At 63.1% G+C, this 19,719-nt stretch carries 19 protein-coding genes; 6 read left to right on the plus strand and 13 right to left on the minus strand.

What is annotated here, in order from left to right; translation table 11 throughout:
• Positions 1 to 4: 4 nt before the first annotated feature.
• The 5 genes from ACFELO_RS10850 to ACFELO_RS10870 all read right to left on the minus strand — a co-directional run bounded on the left by ACFELO_RS10850 (position 5) and on the right by ACFELO_RS10870 (position 6,117).
• Entirely contained in the window at positions 5 to 1,318 is a 1,314-nt protein-coding gene (locus ACFELO_RS10850; RefSeq protein WP_440957783.1) for an ATP-binding protein, read from the minus strand.
• Between the two features lie 4 nt (positions 1,319 to 1,322).
• Positions 1,323 to 2,033: a response regulator gene (locus tag ACFELO_RS10855; RefSeq protein WP_440957784.1), complete on the minus strand. Its 711-nt coding sequence runs from the start codon at positions 2,031 to 2,033 to the stop codon at positions 1,323 to 1,325.
• Between the two features lie 62 nt (positions 2,034 to 2,095).
• Positions 2,096 to 2,398: a hypothetical protein gene (locus tag ACFELO_RS10860; RefSeq protein WP_440957785.1), complete on the minus strand. Its 303-nt coding sequence runs from the start codon at positions 2,396 to 2,398 to the stop codon at positions 2,096 to 2,098.
• 181 nt (positions 2,399 to 2,579) lie between these two features.
• Complete coding sequence (locus tag ACFELO_RS10865; protein ID WP_440957786.1) at positions 2,580 to 2,711, minus strand: hypothetical protein; 132 nt, start codon at positions 2,709 to 2,711, stop codon at positions 2,580 to 2,582.
• Positions 2,712 to 2,799: 88 nt separating this feature from the next.
• Complete coding sequence (locus ACFELO_RS10870) at positions 2,800 to 6,117, minus strand: PAS domain-containing protein (RefSeq protein WP_440957787.1); 3,318 nt, start codon at positions 6,115 to 6,117, stop codon at positions 2,800 to 2,802.
• A gap of 288 nt (positions 6,118 to 6,405) precedes the next feature.
• Here ACFELO_RS10870 and ACFELO_RS10875 point away from each other — a divergent pair, with 288 nt between their 5' ends.
• The gene (locus ACFELO_RS10875) at positions 6,406 to 7,410 is read left to right on the plus strand and encodes a calcium/sodium antiporter (protein WP_440957788.1); all 1,005 of its coding nucleotides are present in this window, start codon (positions 6,406 to 6,408) and stop codon (positions 7,408 to 7,410) included.
• Positions 7,411 to 7,726: 316 nt separating this feature from the next.
• Here the strand turns inward: ACFELO_RS10875 and ACFELO_RS10880 are convergent, their stop codons facing one another.
• The 4 genes from ACFELO_RS10880 to ACFELO_RS10895 form a co-directional block, all read right to left on the minus strand.
• On the minus strand, positions 7,727 to 7,987 hold the full coding sequence (locus ACFELO_RS10880) for a hypothetical protein (RefSeq protein ID WP_440957789.1): 261 nt from the start codon (positions 7,985 to 7,987) through the stop codon (positions 7,727 to 7,729).
• Between the two features lie 179 nt (positions 7,988 to 8,166).
• Entirely contained in the window at positions 8,167 to 8,751 is a 585-nt protein-coding gene (gene pth, locus ACFELO_RS10885; RefSeq protein WP_440957790.1) for an aminoacyl-tRNA hydrolase, read from the minus strand.
• Between the two features lie 83 nt (positions 8,752 to 8,834).
• Entirely contained in the window at positions 8,835 to 9,464 is a 630-nt protein-coding gene (locus ACFELO_RS10890; protein ID WP_440957791.1) for a 50S ribosomal protein L25/general stress protein Ctc, read from the minus strand.
• Between the two features lie 169 nt (positions 9,465 to 9,633).
• On the minus strand, positions 9,634 to 10,566 hold the full coding sequence (locus ACFELO_RS10895; protein ID WP_440957792.1) for a ribose-phosphate pyrophosphokinase: 933 nt from the start codon (positions 10,564 to 10,566) through the stop codon (positions 9,634 to 9,636).
• A 214-nt stretch (positions 10,567 to 10,780) separates the two neighbouring features.
• Here ACFELO_RS10895 and ACFELO_RS10900 point away from each other — a divergent pair, with 214 nt between their 5' ends.
• Positions 10,781 to 11,953, plus strand: a complete 1,173-nt coding sequence (locus ACFELO_RS10900) for a sensor histidine kinase (protein WP_440957793.1) — start codon at positions 10,781 to 10,783, stop codon at positions 11,951 to 11,953.
• On the plus strand, positions 11,934 to 12,317 hold the full coding sequence (locus ACFELO_RS10905; protein WP_440957794.1) for a response regulator: 384 nt from the start codon (positions 11,934 to 11,936) through the stop codon (positions 12,315 to 12,317). Before ACFELO_RS10900 ends, ACFELO_RS10905 begins: the two co-directional genes overlap by 20 nt.
• Here ACFELO_RS10905 and ACFELO_RS10910 read toward each other — a convergent pair.
• Both ACFELO_RS10910 and lgt read right to left on the minus strand, forming a co-directional pair.
• Positions 12,314 to 13,450 carry a class I SAM-dependent methyltransferase gene (locus ACFELO_RS10910; protein ID WP_440957795.1) on the minus strand — a complete coding sequence of 379 codons (1,137 nt, stop codon included), beginning with the start codon at positions 13,448 to 13,450 and terminating at the stop codon, positions 12,314 to 12,316. The genes ACFELO_RS10905 and ACFELO_RS10910 overlap by 4 nt on opposite strands.
• 21 nt (positions 13,451 to 13,471) lie before the next feature.
• Positions 13,472 to 14,353: a prolipoprotein diacylglyceryl transferase gene (gene lgt / locus ACFELO_RS10915; RefSeq protein ID WP_440957796.1), complete on the minus strand. Its 882-nt coding sequence runs from the start codon at positions 14,351 to 14,353 to the stop codon at positions 13,472 to 13,474.
• Positions 14,354 to 14,480: 127 nt separating this feature from the next.
• Between lgt and ACFELO_RS10920 the strand changes: the two genes are divergently transcribed.
• The 3 genes from ACFELO_RS10920 (at position 14,481) to proC (ending at position 16,265) form a co-directional block, all read left to right on the plus strand.
• On the plus strand, positions 14,481 to 14,786 hold the full coding sequence (locus ACFELO_RS10920; RefSeq protein WP_440957797.1) for an accessory factor UbiK family protein: 306 nt from the start codon (positions 14,481 to 14,483) through the stop codon (positions 14,784 to 14,786).
• 115 nt (positions 14,787 to 14,901) lie between these two features.
• Positions 14,902 to 15,399, plus strand: coding sequence for a YbjN domain-containing protein (locus ACFELO_RS10925; protein ID WP_440957798.1), 498 nt, complete (start codon positions 14,902 to 14,904; stop codon positions 15,397 to 15,399).
• A gap of 17 nt (positions 15,400 to 15,416) precedes the next feature.
• Positions 15,417 to 16,265, plus strand: coding sequence for a pyrroline-5-carboxylate reductase (gene proC / locus ACFELO_RS10930; RefSeq protein WP_440957799.1), 849 nt, complete (start codon positions 15,417 to 15,419; stop codon positions 16,263 to 16,265).
• A 20-nt stretch (positions 16,266 to 16,285) separates the two neighbouring features.
• Here the strand turns inward: proC and ACFELO_RS10935 are convergent, their stop codons facing one another.
• Together ACFELO_RS10935 and flgK are read right to left on the minus strand one after the other, a co-directional pair.
• A complete protein-coding gene (locus tag ACFELO_RS10935; protein ID WP_440957800.1) occupies positions 16,286 to 17,197 on the minus strand; it encodes a flagellin in 912 nt (303 codons plus the stop codon).
• 19 nt (positions 17,198 to 17,216) lie between these two features.
• Positions 17,217 to 19,343, minus strand: coding sequence for a flagellar hook-associated protein FlgK (gene flgK, locus ACFELO_RS10940; protein WP_440957801.1), 2,127 nt, complete (start codon positions 19,341 to 19,343; stop codon positions 17,217 to 17,219).
• Positions 19,344 to 19,719: the final 376 nt, after the last annotated feature.

The raw sequence follows: 19,719 nt of genomic DNA on the forward strand, positions 1-19,719 counted from the left end.
CCCCCTACGCCGGCAAGCTGACCCGGGCGCGCAAACCGCCGAGCGGAGAGTCCTCAAGCCGCAACTCACCGCCATGGGCGCGCAGGGTGTCGCGGGCGATGGCAAGGCCGAGGCCAACCCCCTTGCGGTTGGCGTTGCGGCTTTCATCCAGACGCGAGAAGGGCTTGAAGGCGTCCTCGCGCTGTTCGGCGGGGATGCCGGGGCCATTGTCATCAATGAGGATTTCAAGCCGCGAGCCATTACGCCGCGCGATCAGAAGCACATCCTCGGCATGGGCGGCGGCGTTGGAGACGAGATTGGCGAGCGCGCGTTTCAGAGCGCTCTCGCGCGCCTGCACCACAAGGCCGTCCTCGACTTCAAGCCGCAGGTCAACGCCTTCGCGCGCGGCGTCGTCGGCGAGGGTTTCGCACAGGGCGGTGAGATCGAGCGCGTCAGGCTCCTCCCCCGCCTGACCGCGTGCAAAGGCGAGGTATTCTTCAAGCGCGGCTTCCATGTCAGCGAGATCGCGGCGCGCGGCGTCCCGCTCTTCGCTCTGGGGCATCAAGGCGAGCTGGAGACGCAAGCGCGTGAGCGGGGTTCGAAGGTCGTGGCTGACGCCCGCAAGCAATTGCGTGCGCTGTTCGATATGGCGCTTGAGCCGCGCGCGCATATCCAAGAACGCGGCGCTGGCGCGGCGCACTTCGCGCGCGCCGGCAGGCTTGAAGCGCTCCACATCCTGGCCGCGGCCAAAGGCTTCGGCGGCCTCGGCGAGCTGGCGGATGGGTTTGACCTGATTGCGAATGAAGAGGATCGCGACCGTCAGCAGAAGGCCCGTGGCGAGGAACAGCCAGATCAGGAAGATATGCCCGGTGGTGGCGAACACCCGGTCGCGCGCGGCGATGAAGCGCAACACGCCGCCATCCACCTGCACGCGGATGTCGACATAGGAGGGGTAGCGCGTGGTGTCGAACCAGAAGGCGTTGTTCATCTCGTCGCCCAGCGCGGTGCGCAAGGTGCGATCGAGGGCGCGAAAGAAAGCGGTGCGGCGCGAGGTGGGCAGCGTATCGCCCTCGCGGAACTCGACGCTGAGATCGGTGGTGGCGAAGGCCAGGTTCGCCAGCGAGTCAAACTGGTCCGGGCCTTCGCGTTCATAAAGCCGGACCACGAGCGCCACCTCGCCGGCCACGCTTTCACTCAGGCGCGCGGTGGTGGTCTGCCAGTGCTGGTCAAAGAAGGCCCAGGTCACCGCCCCCTGCATCAGCGCCACAGGCAGCACAATGATCAGGAGCGAGCGCTCGAACAGGCCCTTGGGCAGATAGGGTTTGATGGAAAAGCGCATGGGCCTAGCCTTCAGCGCCGTCATAGACCGGATCCGCGACCAGTTTGTAGCCCGACCCGCGCACGGTCTGGATATAGAGGGGGGCCTTAGGGTCCGCCTCGATCTTGCGGCGAAGACGGGTGATCTGAACATCCACCGCCCGCTCGCCCGCGCCATTGGCGGCCTGTTCTGACAAGGACTGACGCGAGACCGCTTCGCCATTGGATTTGGCGAGCGCGGCCAGCAAGGCCGTCTCCCCACCGGTAAGGCGCACCGGCTTGCCATCCTCGCTGAGCTGGCCGCTCTCGATCTCGAAGCGCCATGGTCCGAAGGCGACGGCGGACGGCCCGCGCGTCTGCGGCAAGGCCCGGCGCAAAATGGCCTGCACCCGCAGCACCAGCTCTTCAGGCTCGAAAGGTTTGGCGAGATAGTCGTCCGCGCCCAGGCTCAAGCCCCGGATACGATCCTCGGGCTCGCCGCGCGCGGTGAGCAGCAGGATCGGCGTGGCGTCGGTCCGGCGCACGGTCTCGGTGACTTCAAACCCGTCTGCGCCCGGCATCATCACGTCCAGGATGATCAGGTCAAAGCGCATCTGCGCCAGAAGCGACAGCGCCTTCTTGCCATCACTGGCGGCGGTGACGCGCAACCCCCGACCGCGCAGGAACTTCGTCAGAAGATCGCGAATGCGGTCATCATCATCACAAACCAGAATATGGGCGGCGCGCGGGTCAGTCATGACGCGAGCTTGCCCAAATCCGCAAGGTTTGACCAGTTGCCTGAGTGCGTCTGAAACGCTTGCTAATGCTTCTTGAACGGGGCGGAGATCGCCGTGCCCACAAGCGCCACGATAATGCGGGCGATCAGGGTGAAGAACAGCAGCAGAATCGCGCCTTCCTCGATCAGCAGATCCATCCAGACCTTGTAGCGAACCGGAATGTCGGGCCGCAAGATCAGCGCCTCGAAATCCTTGGCGCGTTGAACCAGCCAGTCCAATCCTTCGGGCCACAAAATGCCCATGCTGATCAGCATGATGTAAGACAGGACGAATGACAGAAAAATCGTGAACGTCGCATTGGTGGCGCGCGCAAAGATCAGGCCCATACCGGCCTCCCTCAATCCAAGGCGTCTGCCTCCCCACGGGCGACGCGTCCGGACCCTAGCATCAGTCCGGGTCTATGCGCAGCCTATTTTAAGGTCTTGTTGACCTTTTAACCGGGAGAGCTCGCTGCCTGACCGGCGCCCAGCCGCACCAAGACAGTACCTCGGCCACAGGCAAAACGTCTTACAGGATGAAGACAACGGCAATTATAGCCAACGCCACTGCCGCGCCACCCATCGACAGATACAAGACATGTTCTTGCCAAGCCCGGCGCTCACCCTGGCGTGCTTCAGTTTTGTCTGCACGAATGGTCATATCGCCTCCTTTATGCTGATAAAACGTCAGCTAGGGCGATAAGTTCCACTCTCAAGGCTTAGCGGACCCGGAATTCTCCATCCCGGTTCTACAGACGTTGAACGTGCGACAAGCCGTCGAGTGCGTTGACAAGCGCGTTCAATTCGACCGGCTTGCTGAAATAGCCTTCAACGTCCAAGGCCTTTACACGCGCACGGGTTTCAACCGTAGCGTCCGCGCTCACCACATAGACCGGTATGCGGGACTCTCCCGCCTCTCCGGACCGGATGCGACGGATCGCTTCCTCACCGCCCATGCCCGGCATGTGCAGGTCCATCAGAACCGCGTCGAACTGTCCCTTCTGCAACAGATCCAGCGCTTCACCGCCACTGGCGGCGACGACGGGCTCGAACCCGCCCTGCCGGACCATTTCAGCGGTCACGTCGCGATTGACCTGCTGGTCGTCAACGACCAGCACGCGCTTGTCCCGGCGTGTTGCAGCAGTCGTGCGGCCGAGCGCGGCCGGAACGGTCTCACGGGCGGCGTCGGGATCCGCATCCGGAGCCAGCACTTCAAACCAGAAACAGGCGCCTTCCCCGACCCGCGAAGACACGCCGATCTGCCCGCCCATCAGGATGACCAGCTCGCGAGCAATCGCCAGCCCCAGACCCGAGCCTTCATGGCTGCGCGAATGAGACATGTCCGCCTGCTCAAACCGGCCGAAGACACGCTTCTGAACGCTTTCGCTCAACCCCGGGCCCGTATCATACACCGATACCCGCATCATGCCTTGTTCGGTCGGCCCGGCCTCGACCCGCACTTCGCCCACATCGGTGAACTTGATGGCGTTGCCCAGAAGATTGCTCAACACCTGCCGCAAGCGGTTCGCATCGATCATCGCCAGCGCAGACAGTTGCGGGTCAACGGTCAGCCGGAGCGGGAGTTTCTTGCGCTCGGCTTCAGGCGCGTGGGCCTGCACGGTTTCCTCAATGACCTCAGCCGGGCAGGTCGGACGTTTGACCAGCTTAAGCTTGCCCACCTCGATCTTGGACAGATCCAGAATGTCCTCGATGATGGAGAGCAGAGCGCGGCCCGACGACCGGATCGTCTGGACAAATTCCTTCTGACGATCATCCAGATCGGTCAACGCCAGCAACTGGGCTATGCCCAGCACGCCATTGAGCGGCGTGCGGATTTCGTGACTCATATTGGCGAGGAATTGCGACTTCGCCTCGCTCGCCGCTTCAGCGCGCGCCAGGGCGCCCTTCAGGGTGTCTTCGGCCAGCTTCTGCTGGGTCAGATCCTCGACAATGCCGATCATGCGGATGGGGCGATCATGCTCATCGCGATCCACGACCCGGATGAACACCTTGATCCAGACCGTCTGGCCGCCTGAGTTGATGATGCGGTGTTCGAGAACCAGTTGCTCCTGTTCGCCCGTGAGCAGGACCTGAGCCAGCTTGTGAACCTCATCACGATCCTCGGGATGCGTAAAATGAACGAGGCGCTCGACATTGGCCTCCTCAAACGCCAGCCCGGGCTGTCCCAGGATCGAGGCCAGGGTCGCATCCATGCGCAAGACCCCGCTATGGGCCTCAAGCTCCCACACGCCAAGCCCCGCGACGCGCAGCGCCATCTGGGCGCGCAAGCCGGCCTGACGGGCCTCCTGCTCGATTCTCAGTTTTTCGGTGATGTTGCGCAGGGTGCCGGAGATCCGTTCCGGACGACCTTCGGCGTCGCAAAGAACCTCGCCCACCCCTTCGATCCAGAGGTAATGGCCGCCCTTGTGGCGTAATCTGAACACCAGATTCTGCTTGTGCGGCCCCGGCTCCCCCGGCTCGATGACCGGGTCCCGCAGGGTTTTCTGGACCGAGGAGAGGTCATCGGGATGCACGGCTTCCAGAAAGTCGGAAATCTTGCGCACGCCGGACGGCTGGGGATTGCCCGTCATATGGTAATAGCCGGGCGAGGCGAACAGCCGGTCGGTTTTGAAGTCGAGGTCGAAGACCGCCAGGTCCGAGCCCTTGATCGCCAGCTCATACAGCCGGCGATGTTCGTTGGCTTCCTGCTCGGCCTTGCGCAAGGGGGTCTGGTCTGCGGCGATCCCGGTCAGTTCCAGAGGGCGGCCGGTTTCATCGCGGCGGATAATCGCGCCATCCACCTGAAGCCAGAGCACCTCCCCGTCCGGCCGGATCACACGGTGCGCAACGCTGAGCCGTCCATCCTCGGAATCCAGGGTCGCCGCCAGCTTCTCGGCCACATCCTCGCGATCCTCACCCACCATCAGTGCCTGCATATCTGCAAGTGGAAGCGGTTTGTCCTCCAGGTCCGGACGCCCCAGCAGGTCCGCGAAGCGCTTGTCGAGAAAGATGGTTTCGTCTCCAACCGTGTACCACCAACGGCCCATGCGGGCGCTGTTGACGGCCACTTCGGCGGTCAGCCGGGCCTTGAGGGCGCGAGACTCCGCATCCGCAATCTCGCTGACATCCACGAGCGTGCCGACCATGCGGCGCGGCGCGCCGACATCAACCTTTTCCGCCTGACCGTGGGATTCCACATAGAGCCAGCGACCATCCGTATGGCGCACGCGCAACCGCTCCCGCAGCGGCGTACCGGTCTCCAGATGCCGCCAGATCGCGGTCTGATAGCGATCACGGTCACTCGGATGCATGAAATCCAGCCCCGCCTTCGAGGTCGGCGGCTGATAGGTTTCCGGCAAACCCATGATGTCCAGCAGGCGTTTGGACCAGTACAGGGTCTCTTCGTCGGCATTCCACTCCCAGATGCCCGCGCCAGTGCCTTCAATGGCCAGCGCGTAGCGCGATTCCGACTTTTCAAGCCGCGCCTGGGTCGCCTTGGCGGCCTCGTCCAGTCGCCGCGCCTTGATGAAGGCCCCGATGGTGCTGGTCAGCGGCGTCAGAAAGTGCGCCAGCGCCGGGTCATACCCGCCCTCGCGATTGGCCACGCCGGCAATGCCCAGAAGCTCATCCCCGCTCATCAGGGGCAAGCCCAGAAAGGCGGTCATCGGAGGGTGCCCGGGCGGCAGGTTCACATCAAGCTTTCCGCCCTCGGCGCCGTTGGCGATCACCGGCCGTGAATCCTTGAGAATCCGGGCGAACAACAACCTGGTGTTGACGAACTCCATCACCCCTTCGCGGCCCGATTGCTGATAGAGCGCGCGGGAGGCCGGATCCCAGCTGATATCGGTCATCGCCCAGGAGCGGAGCCAGGGATTGATCCCGTCCCCCTCGCCAACCACTTCCCCGACAAAGCCGTATTCGGAGCCTGTGATCTCGAGCAGGATGGCCAGTAGCCGGTTGAACGAATCATAGGCGGACTGCTCACCGCCAATATAAATGGCCTGAACATCTGAAATCGCTTCCAGAAGCTGGCGACTTCTAGCGTCCGAAATCATGTCACGCGCCATTCAACGGTTCCCCATCCGGGTTCAGGCAGGATTGCTACCATGACTTAAGGGTGTCAATGACTGGTGAACCAGACGCCATCAGCCTTTCTCTCCGACGCGCATCGCGCTATATCCGCTAGCGGATGCGCCAAGCGCGCACGCTCAAGTTTCTCGAGAAGGACCCGTCCCATGGCAGCTATTGTCGCCCTCGGCCTCGCTTTCGGCGTTTTCGCGATCCTGAACCTGATCGACAACAAGCGTCTGGACTAGGGCTCTCGCGGGCCTCGCCCGCCAGAGACGCAGGTCTTTATGCCTGACATTCTTCTGTTCAGCCTGATGGTGCTCGGCGGCATCGTCGTCCTTCTGACGGGCGGCGATATCTTGGTGCGTGGCGCGACTGCGCTCGCCAGCAAGGCCGGGGTTCCGCCGCTTCTGGTCGGGCTCACCATTGTCGCCTTCGGCACCAGCGCACCGGAAATGGTGGTCAGCGCCGCCGCCGCGGTTGAAGGCGCGCCCGGTCTCGCCATCGGCAATATTGTCGGCTCCAACATCGCCAACGTGCTTCTGGTGCTGGGCTTGCCCGCCCTTCTCGCGCCCATCGCGTCCTCGGCGACCGGCGTCAAGCGCAACGCCCTGATCGCTCTGGGCTTCACCGCCCTGTTCATCGCCCTGTGCCTGGACGGCGCGCTCTCGCTGACCGACGGCGGCATTCTGGCGGCCGGCATAGTCGGCTATATCGGCTTCCTGGCGCTGACCGCAAAATCTCACAGCGACGATCCGATGATCGCCGAGCTGACCGATATCGAGCATATGGACGGCCTGCCGAAGAAGGCGCCCATGGTGGCGTTGTTCCTTCTGGGCGGTCTGGTGATGCTGCCTGTCGGCGCCCAGCTCATCGTGGATGGCGGCGTGGGCATCGCCGCTCTGTTCAATGTGCCCGACGCCGTGATCGGCCTGACCATCCTGGCGTTCGGCACCTCCCTGCCCGAACTCGCCACTGCGCTCGTCGCGGCCTTGCGCAAGCAGGCGGAAATGGCGATCGGCAATGTGGTCGGCTCCAACATCTTCAATATCAGCGCCGTGGGCGGGATCACCGGCATTGCAGCCAGCTTTGCAACGGGCCAGCCCGCGCCGGTAGACGCCCAGTTCATCCAGCTGGATTTCTGGGTGATGACGGTCTCCGCGCTCGCCATTCTGGGCTTCGCTGTGCTGCGCCGCCCCATCGGCCGCGTGTCCGGTCTGATCATGACGCTGGCCTATATCGGCTATCTGGCCGTGCTGGTGCTCAAGAACCCGCTGACGATCCCGGCCTGAGCCGGCGAAGTCAGCGGCGTTGCCCCCCTGTCCTGACTGCCTGAAAAAAAATGGCCGGCTGCGCGAGGCAACCGGCCAGATGGGAAGGTTCATCCGCCTTGCGGCGGGCGCTCGGGGAGGAGCGAGGATCACTCTCATCCCGCCCTGTGACCTGAAAAGGACCGCAAAAGGGAAAGGTCAGGGCGTGAATGGGGCTGCTTCGCCGCAAGTCTGTCAGGACGTTCATCAGCCCGAAAACAAACAGGGCCGGTCGCGGAGCGACCGGCCCTTTGTGCACGTTGGGGGACGTGCGGAGGGTGTGAAGCGCAGTTCGAGCTTAGTGCTCTTCGCCGTGCTCTTCAGCCGGCAGGGTTGCTGCCCAGGCTTCGAACTCGGCTTGGTCAAGGCCGCCGTCAGCGTTGACGTCGAAAGCGGCGAATTCGTCTTCGGTCAGTTCCGGCGCAACAGCTTGCGCTTCGGACAGGGTGATCACGCCGTCGCCATCGGTGTCGACGGTGTCGAACATCGGGGCTTCAGCGAAGGCAGCGCCTGCAAAGGCAGCGGCAGCGATCGTGGAAATCAGAACTTGGCGTTTCATCAGTCTCTCTCCTTGCTCTAGGCCAGTTCCGACAGGCGTCTGAGGGCCGCCTCGTCGTCTGGCAGGATTGAATATGATGGGCGCTTGTGTCCGCAGATGGTCGAAATCAGGGAAATCTGGAGAGTTTTTAACGGCGGCTTCCCGCCGGAAAACTGGCGGAATTGTGAACTTCTGTTCATTCAGGGCGCTGGCGCGAGGTGGGTCACCTTGGTCTGGAAGGCGTCTTCATTGCCTTCAAGGATCAACGGGAAGGCGCGTGCAATGGCGTCCAGAAGCGGGCCCAGCCATTCGCCCTCGGCCTTGGAGAAATCGCCCAGCACCCAGTTTGTGACCTGGTTCTTGTCGCCGGGATGGCCAATGCCGATACGCCCGCGTTTGAAATCGCCCTCGATATGCGCCTTGGTGGAGCGCAGGCCGTTATTGCCCGCATGCCCGCCGCCGGTCTTCAGCCGGAACTTGCCCGGCGCGAGATCCAGCTCGTCATGGAAGACCACGATCTTGTCCGCATCGATCTTGTAAAAGCGCGCCGCCTCGGCCACCGCGCGACCGGACTCATTGTAAAAGGTCTGGGGCTTGAGCAGCAGCACCTTCTTGGGCCCCTGCCCCGTCTCCACCACGCCCTCGACGGTCTGCCCCGAGAAGCGCGACTTCCAGGGTCCCAGCCGCCAGTCCTCGGCGATAGCGTCGAGCGCCATGAAACCCACATTGTGACGGTTGCCGGCGTATTTGCCGCCCGGATTGCCCAATCCAACGATCAGATGCATGGCGCGCTCCACAAATGAAAAAGGCGGCCGGGACAAGGTCCGCCAGCCGCCTTTTAAGTCCGTTTGGGACAATGGGAAGAGGATTAGTCCTCTTCGCCCTCGCCCTCGGCTTCTTCGCCTTCGCCGGCTTCATCGTCGCTCGCACGCGCTGCGCGGGAGTTCTGGATGGTGGCGATGGTGAAGTCGCGGTCGGTGATCGCCGGGGTGACGCCTTCCGGCAGGGTCACGGACGAAATGTGGATGGAGTCACCGATGTCGTAACCGGACAGGTCCACATCGATCTGGTCCGGAATGGAGCCAGCCGGCACGTTCACTTCCACGGCATGACGCACAACGTTCAGAACGCCGCCGCGCTTCAGGCCCGGAGACTTCTCGTCATTGTGGAAGTGCACGGTCACTTCAACGGTGATGATGGTGTTTTCATCAACGCGCTGGAAGTCGATGTGCACCGGCTCGTCACGAACCGGGTGGAATTGCACGTCACGGGTCAGCACGGACTGCTTTTCACCCTTGTGATCAATGGTGATCATCTGGGCGAGGAATTTGCCCGAATTGATCGCTTTGACCACTTCGTTGTTTTTCAGCGCAATTGCGACGGGACCTTTGTCACCGCCATAAAGAACGCCCGGCACAAAGCCATTGCGGCGGGTCTCACGTGAGCCGCCAGTACCCGTGCGCTCGCGCACTTCGACGGAGAGAACAATATCGCTCATGGTCCGGTCCCATACGAAATCGGTTTAAACGCAAGCGCCGCCGGTTTTGGCGGCGCGCGCTTCGTTCAGTCCGTTACAGACTGAGTAAGAACTTTCGAGCCGCGGGCTATAGCGGAAGCTTGCGGGGAGCGCAAGCGATCCGCTGACTCTTCCGCGGCCCGTCTCCAGCCTAGTCGAACAGCTTGGAGACAGACTCGTCATTGGCGATCCGGCGGATCGCCTCGCCCAGAAGCGGCGCCACCGACAGCGAACGGATGTTCTTGCCCGCAGCGACCTTGGCGGTCACGTCGATGGAATCGGTGACCACCAGCTCTTTCAGGACGGAATTGGAGATGCGCTCCACCGCCTTGCCCGACAGCACCCCGTGGGTGATGTAGGCGGAGACTTCCTTGGCGCCCTGCTCTTTAAGCGCGGCGGCGGCGTTGCACAGCGTGCCGCCCGAATCGATGATGTCGTCAAAGATGATGCAGCGGCGGCCTTCGACATCGCCGATGATGTTCATCACTTCAGACACGCCCGCCTTTGGACGACGCTTGTCGACAATGGCGATGTCCGCGCCCAGACGCCCGGCCAGCGAGCGCGCACGCACCACGCCGCCCACGTCCGGCGAGACGATCAGCAGGTCTTCCACATCATAATGCTTGCGGATGTCATCCTCGATCACCGGGGTGGCGAAGAGGTTGTCGGTCGGAATGTCGAAGAAGCCCTGGATCTGACCCGCGTGCAGGTCGATGGTCAGAACCCGGTGCGCGCCGGCCTCGGCGACAAGGTTCGCCACCAGCTTGGCGGTGATCGGCGTCCGGCCGCCGGTTTTGCGGTCCTGACGGGCATAGCCGAAATAGGGAATGACAGCGGTGATCCGGTTGGCGCTGGCGCGGGCCAGGGCGTCCATGCAGATCAGCAGCTCCATCAGATGGTCGTTTGCGGGCTCGGAGGTCGGCTGGATGATGAAGACATCCTGGCCCCGCATGTTTTCGTCGATGCGAACAAACAGCTCGCCATCGGCGAAGCGTTCGATCTCAACATCCGACAACGGAGCATCAAGATAATCGGCGATGGCCTTGGCCAATGGTCGGTTGGCGTTGCCGCACATCAGTTTCATGGTCTGGCCTCTCCCGTGTTCTGAGCCGCGGCGCGCTCATAGCAGGATAAGCGGCAGCGGCAAAGCGGCGGGGCGCCCGCCATGCTCACATGACTATCAGGACATGAACGCAGAAGCAGTCCGACACGCGCAAGGCGTGCATCGCTAGCGAAACACTCCCTTAAGCAGAAACACTGAGGCTGATCAGGGCGAATTCGCCAGCTCAGAGGTGTCCATGCAATCGCTACACGGCTTCATGCCTCATGGAATGTGCTATCTCTGGCGTGTCGACATCCTGTTGATGCATGTCCTTTCAGATGCACTGATCGGCGCGGCCTATCTCTCTATCCCGGTGGTGATCTGGCTGATCTCGCTGCGACGCCCCGACATCCTGTTCCGGCCTGTCGCCTATCTCTTCATTCTGTTCATCCTGTGCTGCGGCGCGACGCACCTGTTCTCAATCTACACGATCTGGACGCCGGCCTATTTCACCGAAGGCGCACTCAAGATCGTGACCGCCCTGGTCTCCGTGGCCACCGCGATCGCCCTCTGGCCGCTCCTGCCCAAGGCGCTGGCCATGCCCAGCACCGCACAGCTCAAACAGACCAATGAAACCCTGATTGACGAGGTCAATTTACGTACCCGGGCCGAGCAGGAGCTCACCAGCCTGACCAACACCCTCGAACGTCAGGTCAAGCGCCGGACGGCCGATCTTGAGCGCTCGAACGGGACCTTGCGCGACTTTGCGGCGGGCGCCTCCCATGATCTCAAGGCCCCGGCCCGCCAGATCTCCCTGCTGGCGGATCTGGCCCAGCGCGAGATCGGTGCGGAGGGTAGCGAGAAGGTGCGCGGCTATCTGCATGACGTGAAAGCCAAGTCGCGCGACATGCTGATGCTGATCGACACGCTTCTGAGCTATTCCGACCTGGTCGAGACCAAGGCGGTGTCCAACGCCGCCCCGCTTCGCCCCCTGCTCGAGAAACTGCTCAAGGCCTATTATCCCGACGCGCCGATCACGCTGGAGATTGACGGCGCCCCGGTTCTGCAAGGGGATGAGACCCTGCTGTCGCATCTGTTCCGCAATCTCGTCGACAACGCCGTCAAGTATTCCGACAAATCCGAGATCCGCCTCACGATTGATGCGCAAGACACGCCAGAGGGCATGCTGGTGCGCTTTGCGGACAATGGCCCCGGCATCCCCGCAAGCCAGGCCGAAGGCGTGTTCAAGATGATGCAGCGCTATCGCAGCGACGTTCCGGGGTCGGGCGTCGGGCTGGCCTTTTGCGCCCGGATCATGGAGGCTCATGACGGCAAGATCAGCGTCGACCCTGACTATGAAGACGGCGCGCGTTTCCTTCTGAAATTCCCCCGGATCGAGGAGTTCAGCGATGACCAGCCTGATCATTGAAGACAGCCAGATCGACGCCTCCCTGATTACCAGCGCGCTGGAAGCGCAGGGCTATGTCGACCTCAAGGTCTTCGAACGCGCCGAGGATGCGCTCGATTACATCCGCAGCGACGCGGCGAAACCGGACTTCTGCCTGGTGGACAGTCGCCTGCCGGGCATGTCGGGATCAGACTTCATCAAGCTGGTGAAGAACTGCGTGAAGATGACCGGCGTACCGTGCATCAGCCTGTCCACCTCCAACCTCAAGGACGAGATCGGCATCGCGCTCGCCGCGGGCGCGGACGGCTATTTCGTTAAACCCTCAGACCTTGAGGAATACGAGCGCGTGATCGCCCGCATCATCGAGGCGCATCTGAACGTCTAGCGCCCGCGTTTGAAGGGCGCGATGCCCGGCGCAGGCGGCAGGGCGTCAGAGCTGAACGCGGCGAGCTTGAAGAGCGTCCCCATATCCTCAGGCGACACCAGGCGATGCATCTGGCGCTTGAGCTTGGCTTGCCCCGCCTCATCCACGGACCGCGACAGCACCGCCGCGCGCTGCTCGATCCCCAGCTCTGTCAGGAAATCACCCTGGGTCATGGGACCAAAAGCGGACAGCCCGGCGTCTTCGCCCAGCCGCAACAGGCGGTCAAAATCCACCCAGGCCGTAAGATCCGCCGTGCCCGGCGTATCCAGCGGATCGACTTTCTCATGCGCGCGAATGGCCTGCAGCGTGTCGCCGGTTTCGGGCTGCGCAGAGCCATAATCGACAAACAGGGCATAGCCCGGATCACGGGCGAAGCGTTTGGCGAGCTGCTCGACCTGTTGCTGATCGCCGGGGCGCAATTCCACCAGCGTGCCTTCTTCAGCCTCTCGCAGGGCCGGCGCAATGAAGGCGATCTCCCCCTCGCCCAGTACAGGGCCCAGCGCGAAGACAAAGCGGGTCTCGTCCTCGGGATGCAGCGTAATGACGCGCTCGCGCCACTGGCCCTTGTGGCGGACCGCCTGACGGATCGGCAGGCAATCCAGAAACTCATTGCCGATGACGACGGCGGGGCCCGAGGGCGCCTTCTCGAAATCCTTCGCCCAGCTGATCGGGACAGCTGCATTGGCCAGCGTCTGGCCCTGCACCATTTTCAGCGCCGGCGAGGCTTCGATCAGCGTCACATGCACCGCCTCAAGAAAGCCCGGCGCCGCGCGGCCCGCGCGCAGCATATCACTCATCATCCTGCCCGTGCCCGGCCCCAGCTCGATCAGCTCAAAGCGCGAGGGGGCGCCCATCTGCATCCAGCATTCCGCCGCCCAAAGGCCCAGAAGCTCCCCGAACATCTGGCTGATCTCGGGGGCGGTGATGAAGTCGTTCGCTGCGCCCAGCGGGTCTTTCGTAGCGTAGAACCCGGCCATGGGATGAAACAGGGCCTCGGCCATGAACGCGGCGACCGAGAGCGAGCCCTCCGTGCGGATACGTTCGCGCAGACGCTCTGACATCATCTGCGCAGGGCGAAACTCGTCATCGCTCATGGATCAGTCCTTGTCTTGGGCTCAGGCGGCGCGCTCGCCCACGGCGGGCGCCTTGCGGGCGCGCCAGACCAGATAGGCCCCCAGCGCGATCATGGGAATGCACAGCACCATACCCATTGTCACATAACCCTGCAGCGCTTCGGGCATTTGCCGGTCCGGCTCGCGGAACAGCTCCACGAAGGCGCGGAACACGCCATAGCCCATCAGGAAGCCGCCCGTAACAAGGCCCGGACGGGTCAGCGCCTTGAAGCGATAGACCAGCACCGACAGGATGACGAACAGCACCACGCCTTCCAGCGCCGCTTCGTAAAGCTGGCTGGGATGGCGCAGCTGGCAGGTCGGGTCCGCCGCGAATCGCATGGCCCAGGGCAGCTCCGGCGCTGCACGGCCCCACAGCTCGCCATTGATGAAATTCGCCAGACGCCCGAAGAACAGGCCGATAGGCGTCGCCGCCGCCACGGCGTCCGAAACCCGCAGGAGCGGTGCGCCATGGGCGCGCGCGGTCAGCACCATGGCCAGCGTCACCCCGATCAGGCCGCCATGAAAGCTCATCCCGCCATCGGTGATGCCGGTGATGACGCGCACCGGCGTCTCCCAGATCATCGAGGTATTGTAGAACAGTACATAGCCCAGGCGGCCGCCCACAATGACGCCGATCATGATCCACAGCACGAGATCATCCACGAAGGCGCGGTTATAGGGCGCGGTCTGCGTTTTCGGGGTCGTGCCCCACAGCCCGCCATTGCCGACCAGCCGCAGCACCCAGAACAAGCCGCCAAACAGACCTGCGATATAGGCGAGCGCATACCAGCGAATGGGCAGCGGACCGATGATCCACACCTTTGGAATGGTGAACAGGACCGGATCGATCAGGTCAAAACTGGCGGGGCATGCGCCTATCATGGAAGGCTCCAGAAAAAAATTTGGCCGACGGGACCGGCTGTTAACTGTCAGGCGGCGCGGCGCCGCATTGCTAAGCCGGCCCGTCGACGCCTATATGGGTCTTCATAGCAGAGCACACGGTGATGTCATGCAGTCACGCAATCCCATGTTCGCAGATCTCGCTGATCTGATGACCGACGCTTTCAGCGCCGCCCAGGCGGCAGGCGATGAAGCGCGCGCGGTTTTCCGCGCCCAGGCCGAGCGCATGGCGTCCGAGCTGGACCTTGTCAGCCGTGACGAGTTCGAAGCTCTGCGCGCCGAAGCGGACGCCAGCGCCGCCCGGCTCGAATCGCTGGAGGCCCGTCTGGCCGAACTGGAAGCCCAACCGGCGAAGAAGCCGGCCCGGGCCAAGCCTGCGGCCAAGACGTCCACAGCAAAAAAATCCGCTGAATAAACCACTTACAAAATCCCCACCGCACAGCGCTTGCACCCCGATGACGGGGCGGCATACCGTCCGACATGGGCGGCGAACTGAGTCGCCGGGCGCAGCGAGGGGCTAGAGGACCATCATGGATCTCACCACCCAGGAAACCGTCATTGCGATGGATCCGCTGGAAAGCATCGAACAGGCCGTCCTCACGGCTCAATACGCCTATGAGCGCGATGATCTGGAACTGCACATGGCGGTCCCCGGATCCTGGCGTGATCACCAGATCTGGTTCTCCTACCGGCCTGATCTCGACGTCATCCACATGTTTTCAGCGCTCGATCTGAAAACGCCTGACAGCCGCTACAAGGATGTGTGCGAGCTGGTGGCGCGTCTCAACGAGCGTCTGTGGATTGGCCATTTCGAGATCTGGCACGAGGACGGCACGCTGGTCTTCCGCCATGCGCTGACCCTGCCCGAGGCCGAAAATGTGTCTGTGGCGCAGGCCGCAACCATGATCGAGGCCGCCAAGGAAGCAGGCGAACGTCTGTATCCGGCGTTTCATTATCTGCTGTGGAGCGGTAAAAGCCCGCTTGAAGCAGTGGCCGCCGCCATGTTCGACACGGCCGGCGAAGCCTGAGGATACGGAACTCGCACATGGCAGACACACAGGGCCGGATCGGCCTGCTCGGCGCGGGCCGCATGGGCTCCGCGCTGGCTGCAGGCTGGCTGCGCAAGGCGCGCGGCGGCGTCAGCGCCGACCAGATCATCCTGATCGATCCCCGCCCCGGCGTGGGCGCGCAAGCCCTGATGGACAGCCATGGCGTAACTTGCGTCCCTGCGCTGACCGCCAAGGTCGCCGCCAGCCTCGACACCCTTGTGGTCGCCATCAAGCCGGACCTGGTGCGCACCGTGCTCTCTGCCGTCAGTGACGACCTGCCCAGGGATGCGCTGGTGATTTCGATCGCCGCCGGCGTGCCCCTGCGCACCCTGTCCGCCGCCCTGCCCGACCGCCCCGTGGTCCGCGCCATGCCCAACACCCCGGCTGCGATTGGCGAAGGCGTATCGGTTTGCGTCGCCAACGAGGCCGCCGACACCAAGACGCTGATCCGTCAGACCGAAAAGCTGCTGAAACCGGCCGGGCTGGTGGAGTGGATTTCGGACGAGCGGATGATGGATGCCGTGACCGCCGTGTCCGGCTCCGGCCCCGCCTATGTCTTCCTGTTCACCGAAGCGCTCGCCGCCGCCGCAGAAGCCGAAGGTCTGCCGCGTGAGCTGGCGATGACGCTGGCCAAGCAGACCGTCTCCGGCGCAGGCGCCATGATGAAAGCCGGACTGGGCGAGCCTGACGAGCTGCGTCGCAATGTGACGAGCCCGAACGGGACGACCCAGGCGGGTCTGGATGCGTTGATGAGCGGGGGCGGCCTGCCCGGCCTCGTGCGTAACGCCGTCGCCGCCGCGGAACGCCGCGGCCGTCAGATGGGCGCGCAAAGCGCGGGCGACTAGGCCCGCACTCCGCTTATTTCCTACAGATAGTTCAGAAGGCTGATCTGGCTCAGGCGCGAGAAGGTCTGAGCCGAGACCTGCACGGCGGTCTGGGCCTGCTGGAAGCGCGTGGCCGCCTCGGCCATATCCGCATCCTCGATCCCCGCCACCATGATCTCGAGATAATCGGACCGCTTTTCGTGGCCGGTGATAGAGCCTTCAAGTTGTTTCTGGCGCGCGCCGTTCTCGGCCATCGCGACGTTGATCTTGTCAAAGGCGTTGATGATGTTGCCGAGTTCGGTTTCCAGGAAGGTCTGCTGGGCGTCCGTGATCTGACCGTCAAACGGACCGTTCGGCCCGGCATTGAAATCGGCGATGCGCTCGATCGAGGCCATCAGATCGGTTCCCACCTCTGACGCGGTGGAATTGATGTCGATGGTGATGGTTTCCTCGATCTTCGTGGTCTGACGCTGGGTGGCGTTCTGGAAGGTCGCAGAGACATCAGGGACCGCCGCCTGAAGATCGGCGATGGTGTCAGCGGTGAACGGCAGGGCATCCGTGCGCATGCCGCCGAACACGAAGGAGCCGTTAAAGCGCATGTTCAGCGCGGCGGAGGCCCGGTCGAACACCTCCTGCACCTTGTCCATCATGAAAGAGCCGTCATTGGTGGTCAGCGCGGTGCGCAGATCGGTCGCGGCGGTGGAAAGCTCCTGATAGGCGAGATCCTGGATCTCGAGCCGGTTCAAGACGCGCTCATTGGCGCCGACAAAGGATTCGCTGCGTTTCTGCGCCGCACGAGCGGCGATGATGGTCTCCGCCGAGTTCGCATAGCCCTTCAGATCCGGCGCTTTCTTGCCGCTCGAAAGCTGTTCGCGGGCGTCATAGGCTTCACGCTGTGCGCGCATCAGATCGCTGAGTGCGGCCTGAGACGCGGCCTGGGTGGAAATTCTCATTCTAAGCTCCCTTCCCGACCTAAAGGATGTTCAAGAGCGTATCCGACATTTCGCGCGCAGCCTGCAAAAGGCGGGCGGCGGCGTTGTAGGATTGCTGGAACTGGATCATGCGAGCGAGCTCTTCATCAAGGCTCACCCCTTCCACGTCGGAGCGCTTGATGTCAGCGGCTTCCTTCACGGATTCTGCAGCGGCTTCAGAGCGTTGAGCGGCGGCGGCGACCGAGCCGACCTTGCCCGCAACCCGGGCGCCATATTCCACCAGGGTGGACATGCCCCCCTTCATGGTGCCGGCGTCGTCAAAGGTGCGCTTGGTCTGGCCCGCAGCCGCCAGCGCCTGACCGCCCCGGTTATCACCCGAGGTGACCACAAGATCCCCCGGCGCAGTCGCGCCGGTGATCTCGAGCTTGGCCATGGACAGCAGGGTGGAATCCGAGCGGATCGCCGGACGCACCTCAAAGCTCTCGGCGCGGCTCATGCGCGCGCCATCGGACATGCCGAAAATGGTGGTGAAGGATTTGCCTGTGCCCGTGCGCACGCTGGTGTCGCCGGTCACAACGACTTCATAACGTTCATAGCCGGCGGCGGGCGTGAAGCTGATCTCGCCATTGGCGTCCATACCGAACGAGCCATAGGCGCCCAGCCCCGTGCCCGCGGCGTTCAGCGCATTCAGCTGGTCCTGAATGCTGGCGCCAGCCACGTTGACATCAATGTCCGCCGTGCGAGCGCCGTTTGGCCCCAGAACCTTGAAGCTCATCACACCGCCCGGCGCCAGTCCATGCGCGCTGGTTGCGGTCAGGCCGGTCTCGAAGAAGGACGGACGGTCTGAATCCACGATGTCGTTGAGGCCAAAGAAGTGTGCAAAGCCGCGCCCGCCGATCGAGGACGGGTTGGCGCTGTCCTGCACCGTGGCGACGCCATGGTTGGGGTTGGTCGCATCAATGCTCAGACGGCCATTGGTAAAGCTGGCCGTACCATTGCCGCCCAGCGCGGTATTGAGCTCATTGACGAGGTCGGTGATCGAGTTCGCGGCATTGCCGTCCACGGTGAACCCTGTCGCCGTCACCGTGATGGCGATGTTTTGCACCAGCGTGCCGTCATTATTCACGATCGCCAGCGACGCCGCGCCCGAGCCCTGAAGCACGTCTGCGCCCACAAGGCTGGTGTCGCGCCCGGTCAGCGTGTTGGGCGGCGGATAGGCGGTGGAATCGTTGTGCGCCGCGTTCAGCGCGTCCGCCGCACCCGAGGCGTATTCAGCCAGAGCCGCCGCCAGTTGCGGCAGATCCTTGTCACGCAGATCAATCAGGCCGCGCAACTCGCCCGAAGTAATGTTCTGGGTCAGGTCCACACGCGCGCCTGACGCGGAGACCACAGCGGTGATCTCGCCATAATCCAGGCCATAGCTGCCGGTGCCGGCAGGCGTGTATTCCAGTTGCAGGCGTGAATTGTCCAAGAGCGCCACGCCATCCGCCGTCGAGACGAACACGCGTCCGTCCGGCTGGCGCTGGGTGCGCACATCAATATAACTCGACAGCTCGTCCAACAATTCGACCTGACGGTTCGCCGCGCCGCTGGTGTCCGCCGAGCTGGCGTTTAACGATTGCGCCTGCAGGTTCAGGTCCTGCATCTCCTCGAGGATTTCATTGATGCGGCCGATGCCGGCGCCGATCTTGGTGTCCGCCTCATTGCGCAGGGTGCGGATCTCCACCGACAGGCGTTCGGTTTCATCAAAGAAGCTTTGCAGCTCGGACGCCGCGCTGAGGCGAGACACGGTCTCCGCGCTATCGGCGGCGGCGGCGCTCAGCGAGTCAAAGGCGGCGTTCAGACGCCCGAAAATGGAGCTTTCATCGCTGGTGCTGCCAAACTGCGCCTGCAGGCGATCCAGCGCGGAATAGCGCGCGGTGGCCGCAGAGAAATCGGAATTGGCGCGCACGGAAGCGGCGAGCAGGTATTCGTCCGTGATGCGCTCGACGCCACGCACGTCAACGCCCATCCCCTGCCCCGCAACATTGCGAGAGGTGATGGCGAGCTCGGTGCGCGCATATCCGGGCGTGTTGACGTTGGCGACGTTGTTGGACGCCGTCCGTAAACCCAGCTGCGAGGCCCTGAGGCCAGACAGGGCGTTGCCGATCACAGAATTGAGCGCCATGTGCGCCTCCAATACCGCTCCGCCGGGGCGATTTTACCCATATGGCGGCAGAATCTTCCTAGTCAGCATGTGAAAAGCGACGCCTGAAGCCCGACCTGGAAACCCAATAAACACCTTTATTTTAAAGGCTTTTCTTGGCCCTGCCGGTTTCACGCCTGTTTGCGCTTTCCTGCTGGCTGCCAGTAACAGCGCAAGCAACGGGCCAAACCCGATCGGCGGCCATTCACTCGGCAATTCCGTCTTCTCCAGCGGGGGAGAATCTGCCGGGCGGCGCCGTTATCAATCCCTAACGACAAGTTTATTCATTGTTATTGCTCAGCTTTTCTGGTTTGCGAATTTGGCACGTCCCTTGAAGGACAAAGCCGACCACATGGCA

The organism is Oceanicaulis sp. LC35 (assembly GCF_052055585.1).
Taxonomy (GTDB): domain Bacteria; phylum Pseudomonadota; class Alphaproteobacteria; order Caulobacterales; family Maricaulaceae; genus Oceanicaulis.

Excerpts from the sequence above, each read along its gene's own strand:
- ACFELO_RS10850 (WP_440957783.1), bottom strand. The coding sequence starts at position 1,318 with ATGCGCTTTTCCATCAAACCCTATCTGCCCAAGGGCCTGTTCGAGCGC.
- ACFELO_RS10855 (WP_440957784.1), bottom strand. The coding sequence starts at position 2,033 with ATGACTGACCCGCGCGCCGCCCATATTCTGGTTTGTGATGATGATGAC.
- ACFELO_RS10860 (WP_440957785.1), bottom strand. The coding sequence starts at position 2,398 with ATGGGCCTGATCTTTGCGCGCGCCACCAATGCGACGTTCACGATTTTT.
- ACFELO_RS10865 (WP_440957786.1), bottom strand. The coding sequence starts at position 2,711 with ATGACCATTCGTGCAGACAAAACTGAAGCACGCCAGGGTGAGCGCCGG.
- ACFELO_RS10870 (WP_440957787.1), bottom strand. The coding sequence starts at position 6,117 with ATGGCGCGTGACATGATTTCGGACGCTAGAAGTCGCCAGCTTCTGGAA.
- ACFELO_RS10875 (WP_440957788.1), top strand. The coding sequence starts at position 6,406 with ATGCCTGACATTCTTCTGTTCAGCCTGATGGTGCTCGGCGGCATCGTC.
- ACFELO_RS10880 (WP_440957789.1), bottom strand. The coding sequence starts at position 7,987 with ATGAAACGCCAAGTTCTGATTTCCACGATCGCTGCCGCTGCCTTTGCA.
- pth (WP_440957790.1), bottom strand. The coding sequence starts at position 8,751 with ATGCATCTGATCGTTGGATTGGGCAATCCGGGCGGCAAATACGCCGGC.
- ACFELO_RS10890 (WP_440957791.1), bottom strand. The coding sequence starts at position 9,464 with ATGAGCGATATTGTTCTCTCCGTCGAAGTGCGCGAGCGCACGGGTACT.
- ACFELO_RS10895 (WP_440957792.1), bottom strand. The coding sequence starts at position 10,566 with ATGAAACTGATGTGCGGCAACGCCAACCGACCATTGGCCAAGGCCATC.
- ACFELO_RS10900 (WP_440957793.1), top strand. The coding sequence starts at position 10,781 with ATGCAATCGCTACACGGCTTCATGCCTCATGGAATGTGCTATCTCTGG.
- ACFELO_RS10905 (WP_440957794.1), top strand. The coding sequence starts at position 11,934 with ATGACCAGCCTGATCATTGAAGACAGCCAGATCGACGCCTCCCTGATT.
- ACFELO_RS10910 (WP_440957795.1), bottom strand. The coding sequence starts at position 13,450 with ATGAGCGATGACGAGTTTCGCCCTGCGCAGATGATGTCAGAGCGTCTG.
- lgt (WP_440957796.1), bottom strand. The coding sequence starts at position 14,353 with ATGATAGGCGCATGCCCCGCCAGTTTTGACCTGATCGATCCGGTCCTG.
- ACFELO_RS10920 (WP_440957797.1), top strand. The coding sequence starts at position 14,481 with ATGCAGTCACGCAATCCCATGTTCGCAGATCTCGCTGATCTGATGACC.
- ACFELO_RS10925 (WP_440957798.1), top strand. The coding sequence starts at position 14,902 with ATGGATCTCACCACCCAGGAAACCGTCATTGCGATGGATCCGCTGGAA.
- proC (WP_440957799.1), top strand. The coding sequence starts at position 15,417 with ATGGCAGACACACAGGGCCGGATCGGCCTGCTCGGCGCGGGCCGCATG.
- ACFELO_RS10935 (WP_440957800.1), bottom strand. The coding sequence starts at position 17,197 with ATGAGAATTTCCACCCAGGCCGCGTCTCAGGCCGCACTCAGCGATCTG.
- flgK (WP_440957801.1), bottom strand. The coding sequence starts at position 19,343 with ATGGCGCTCAATTCTGTGATCGGCAACGCCCTGTCTGGCCTCAGGGCC.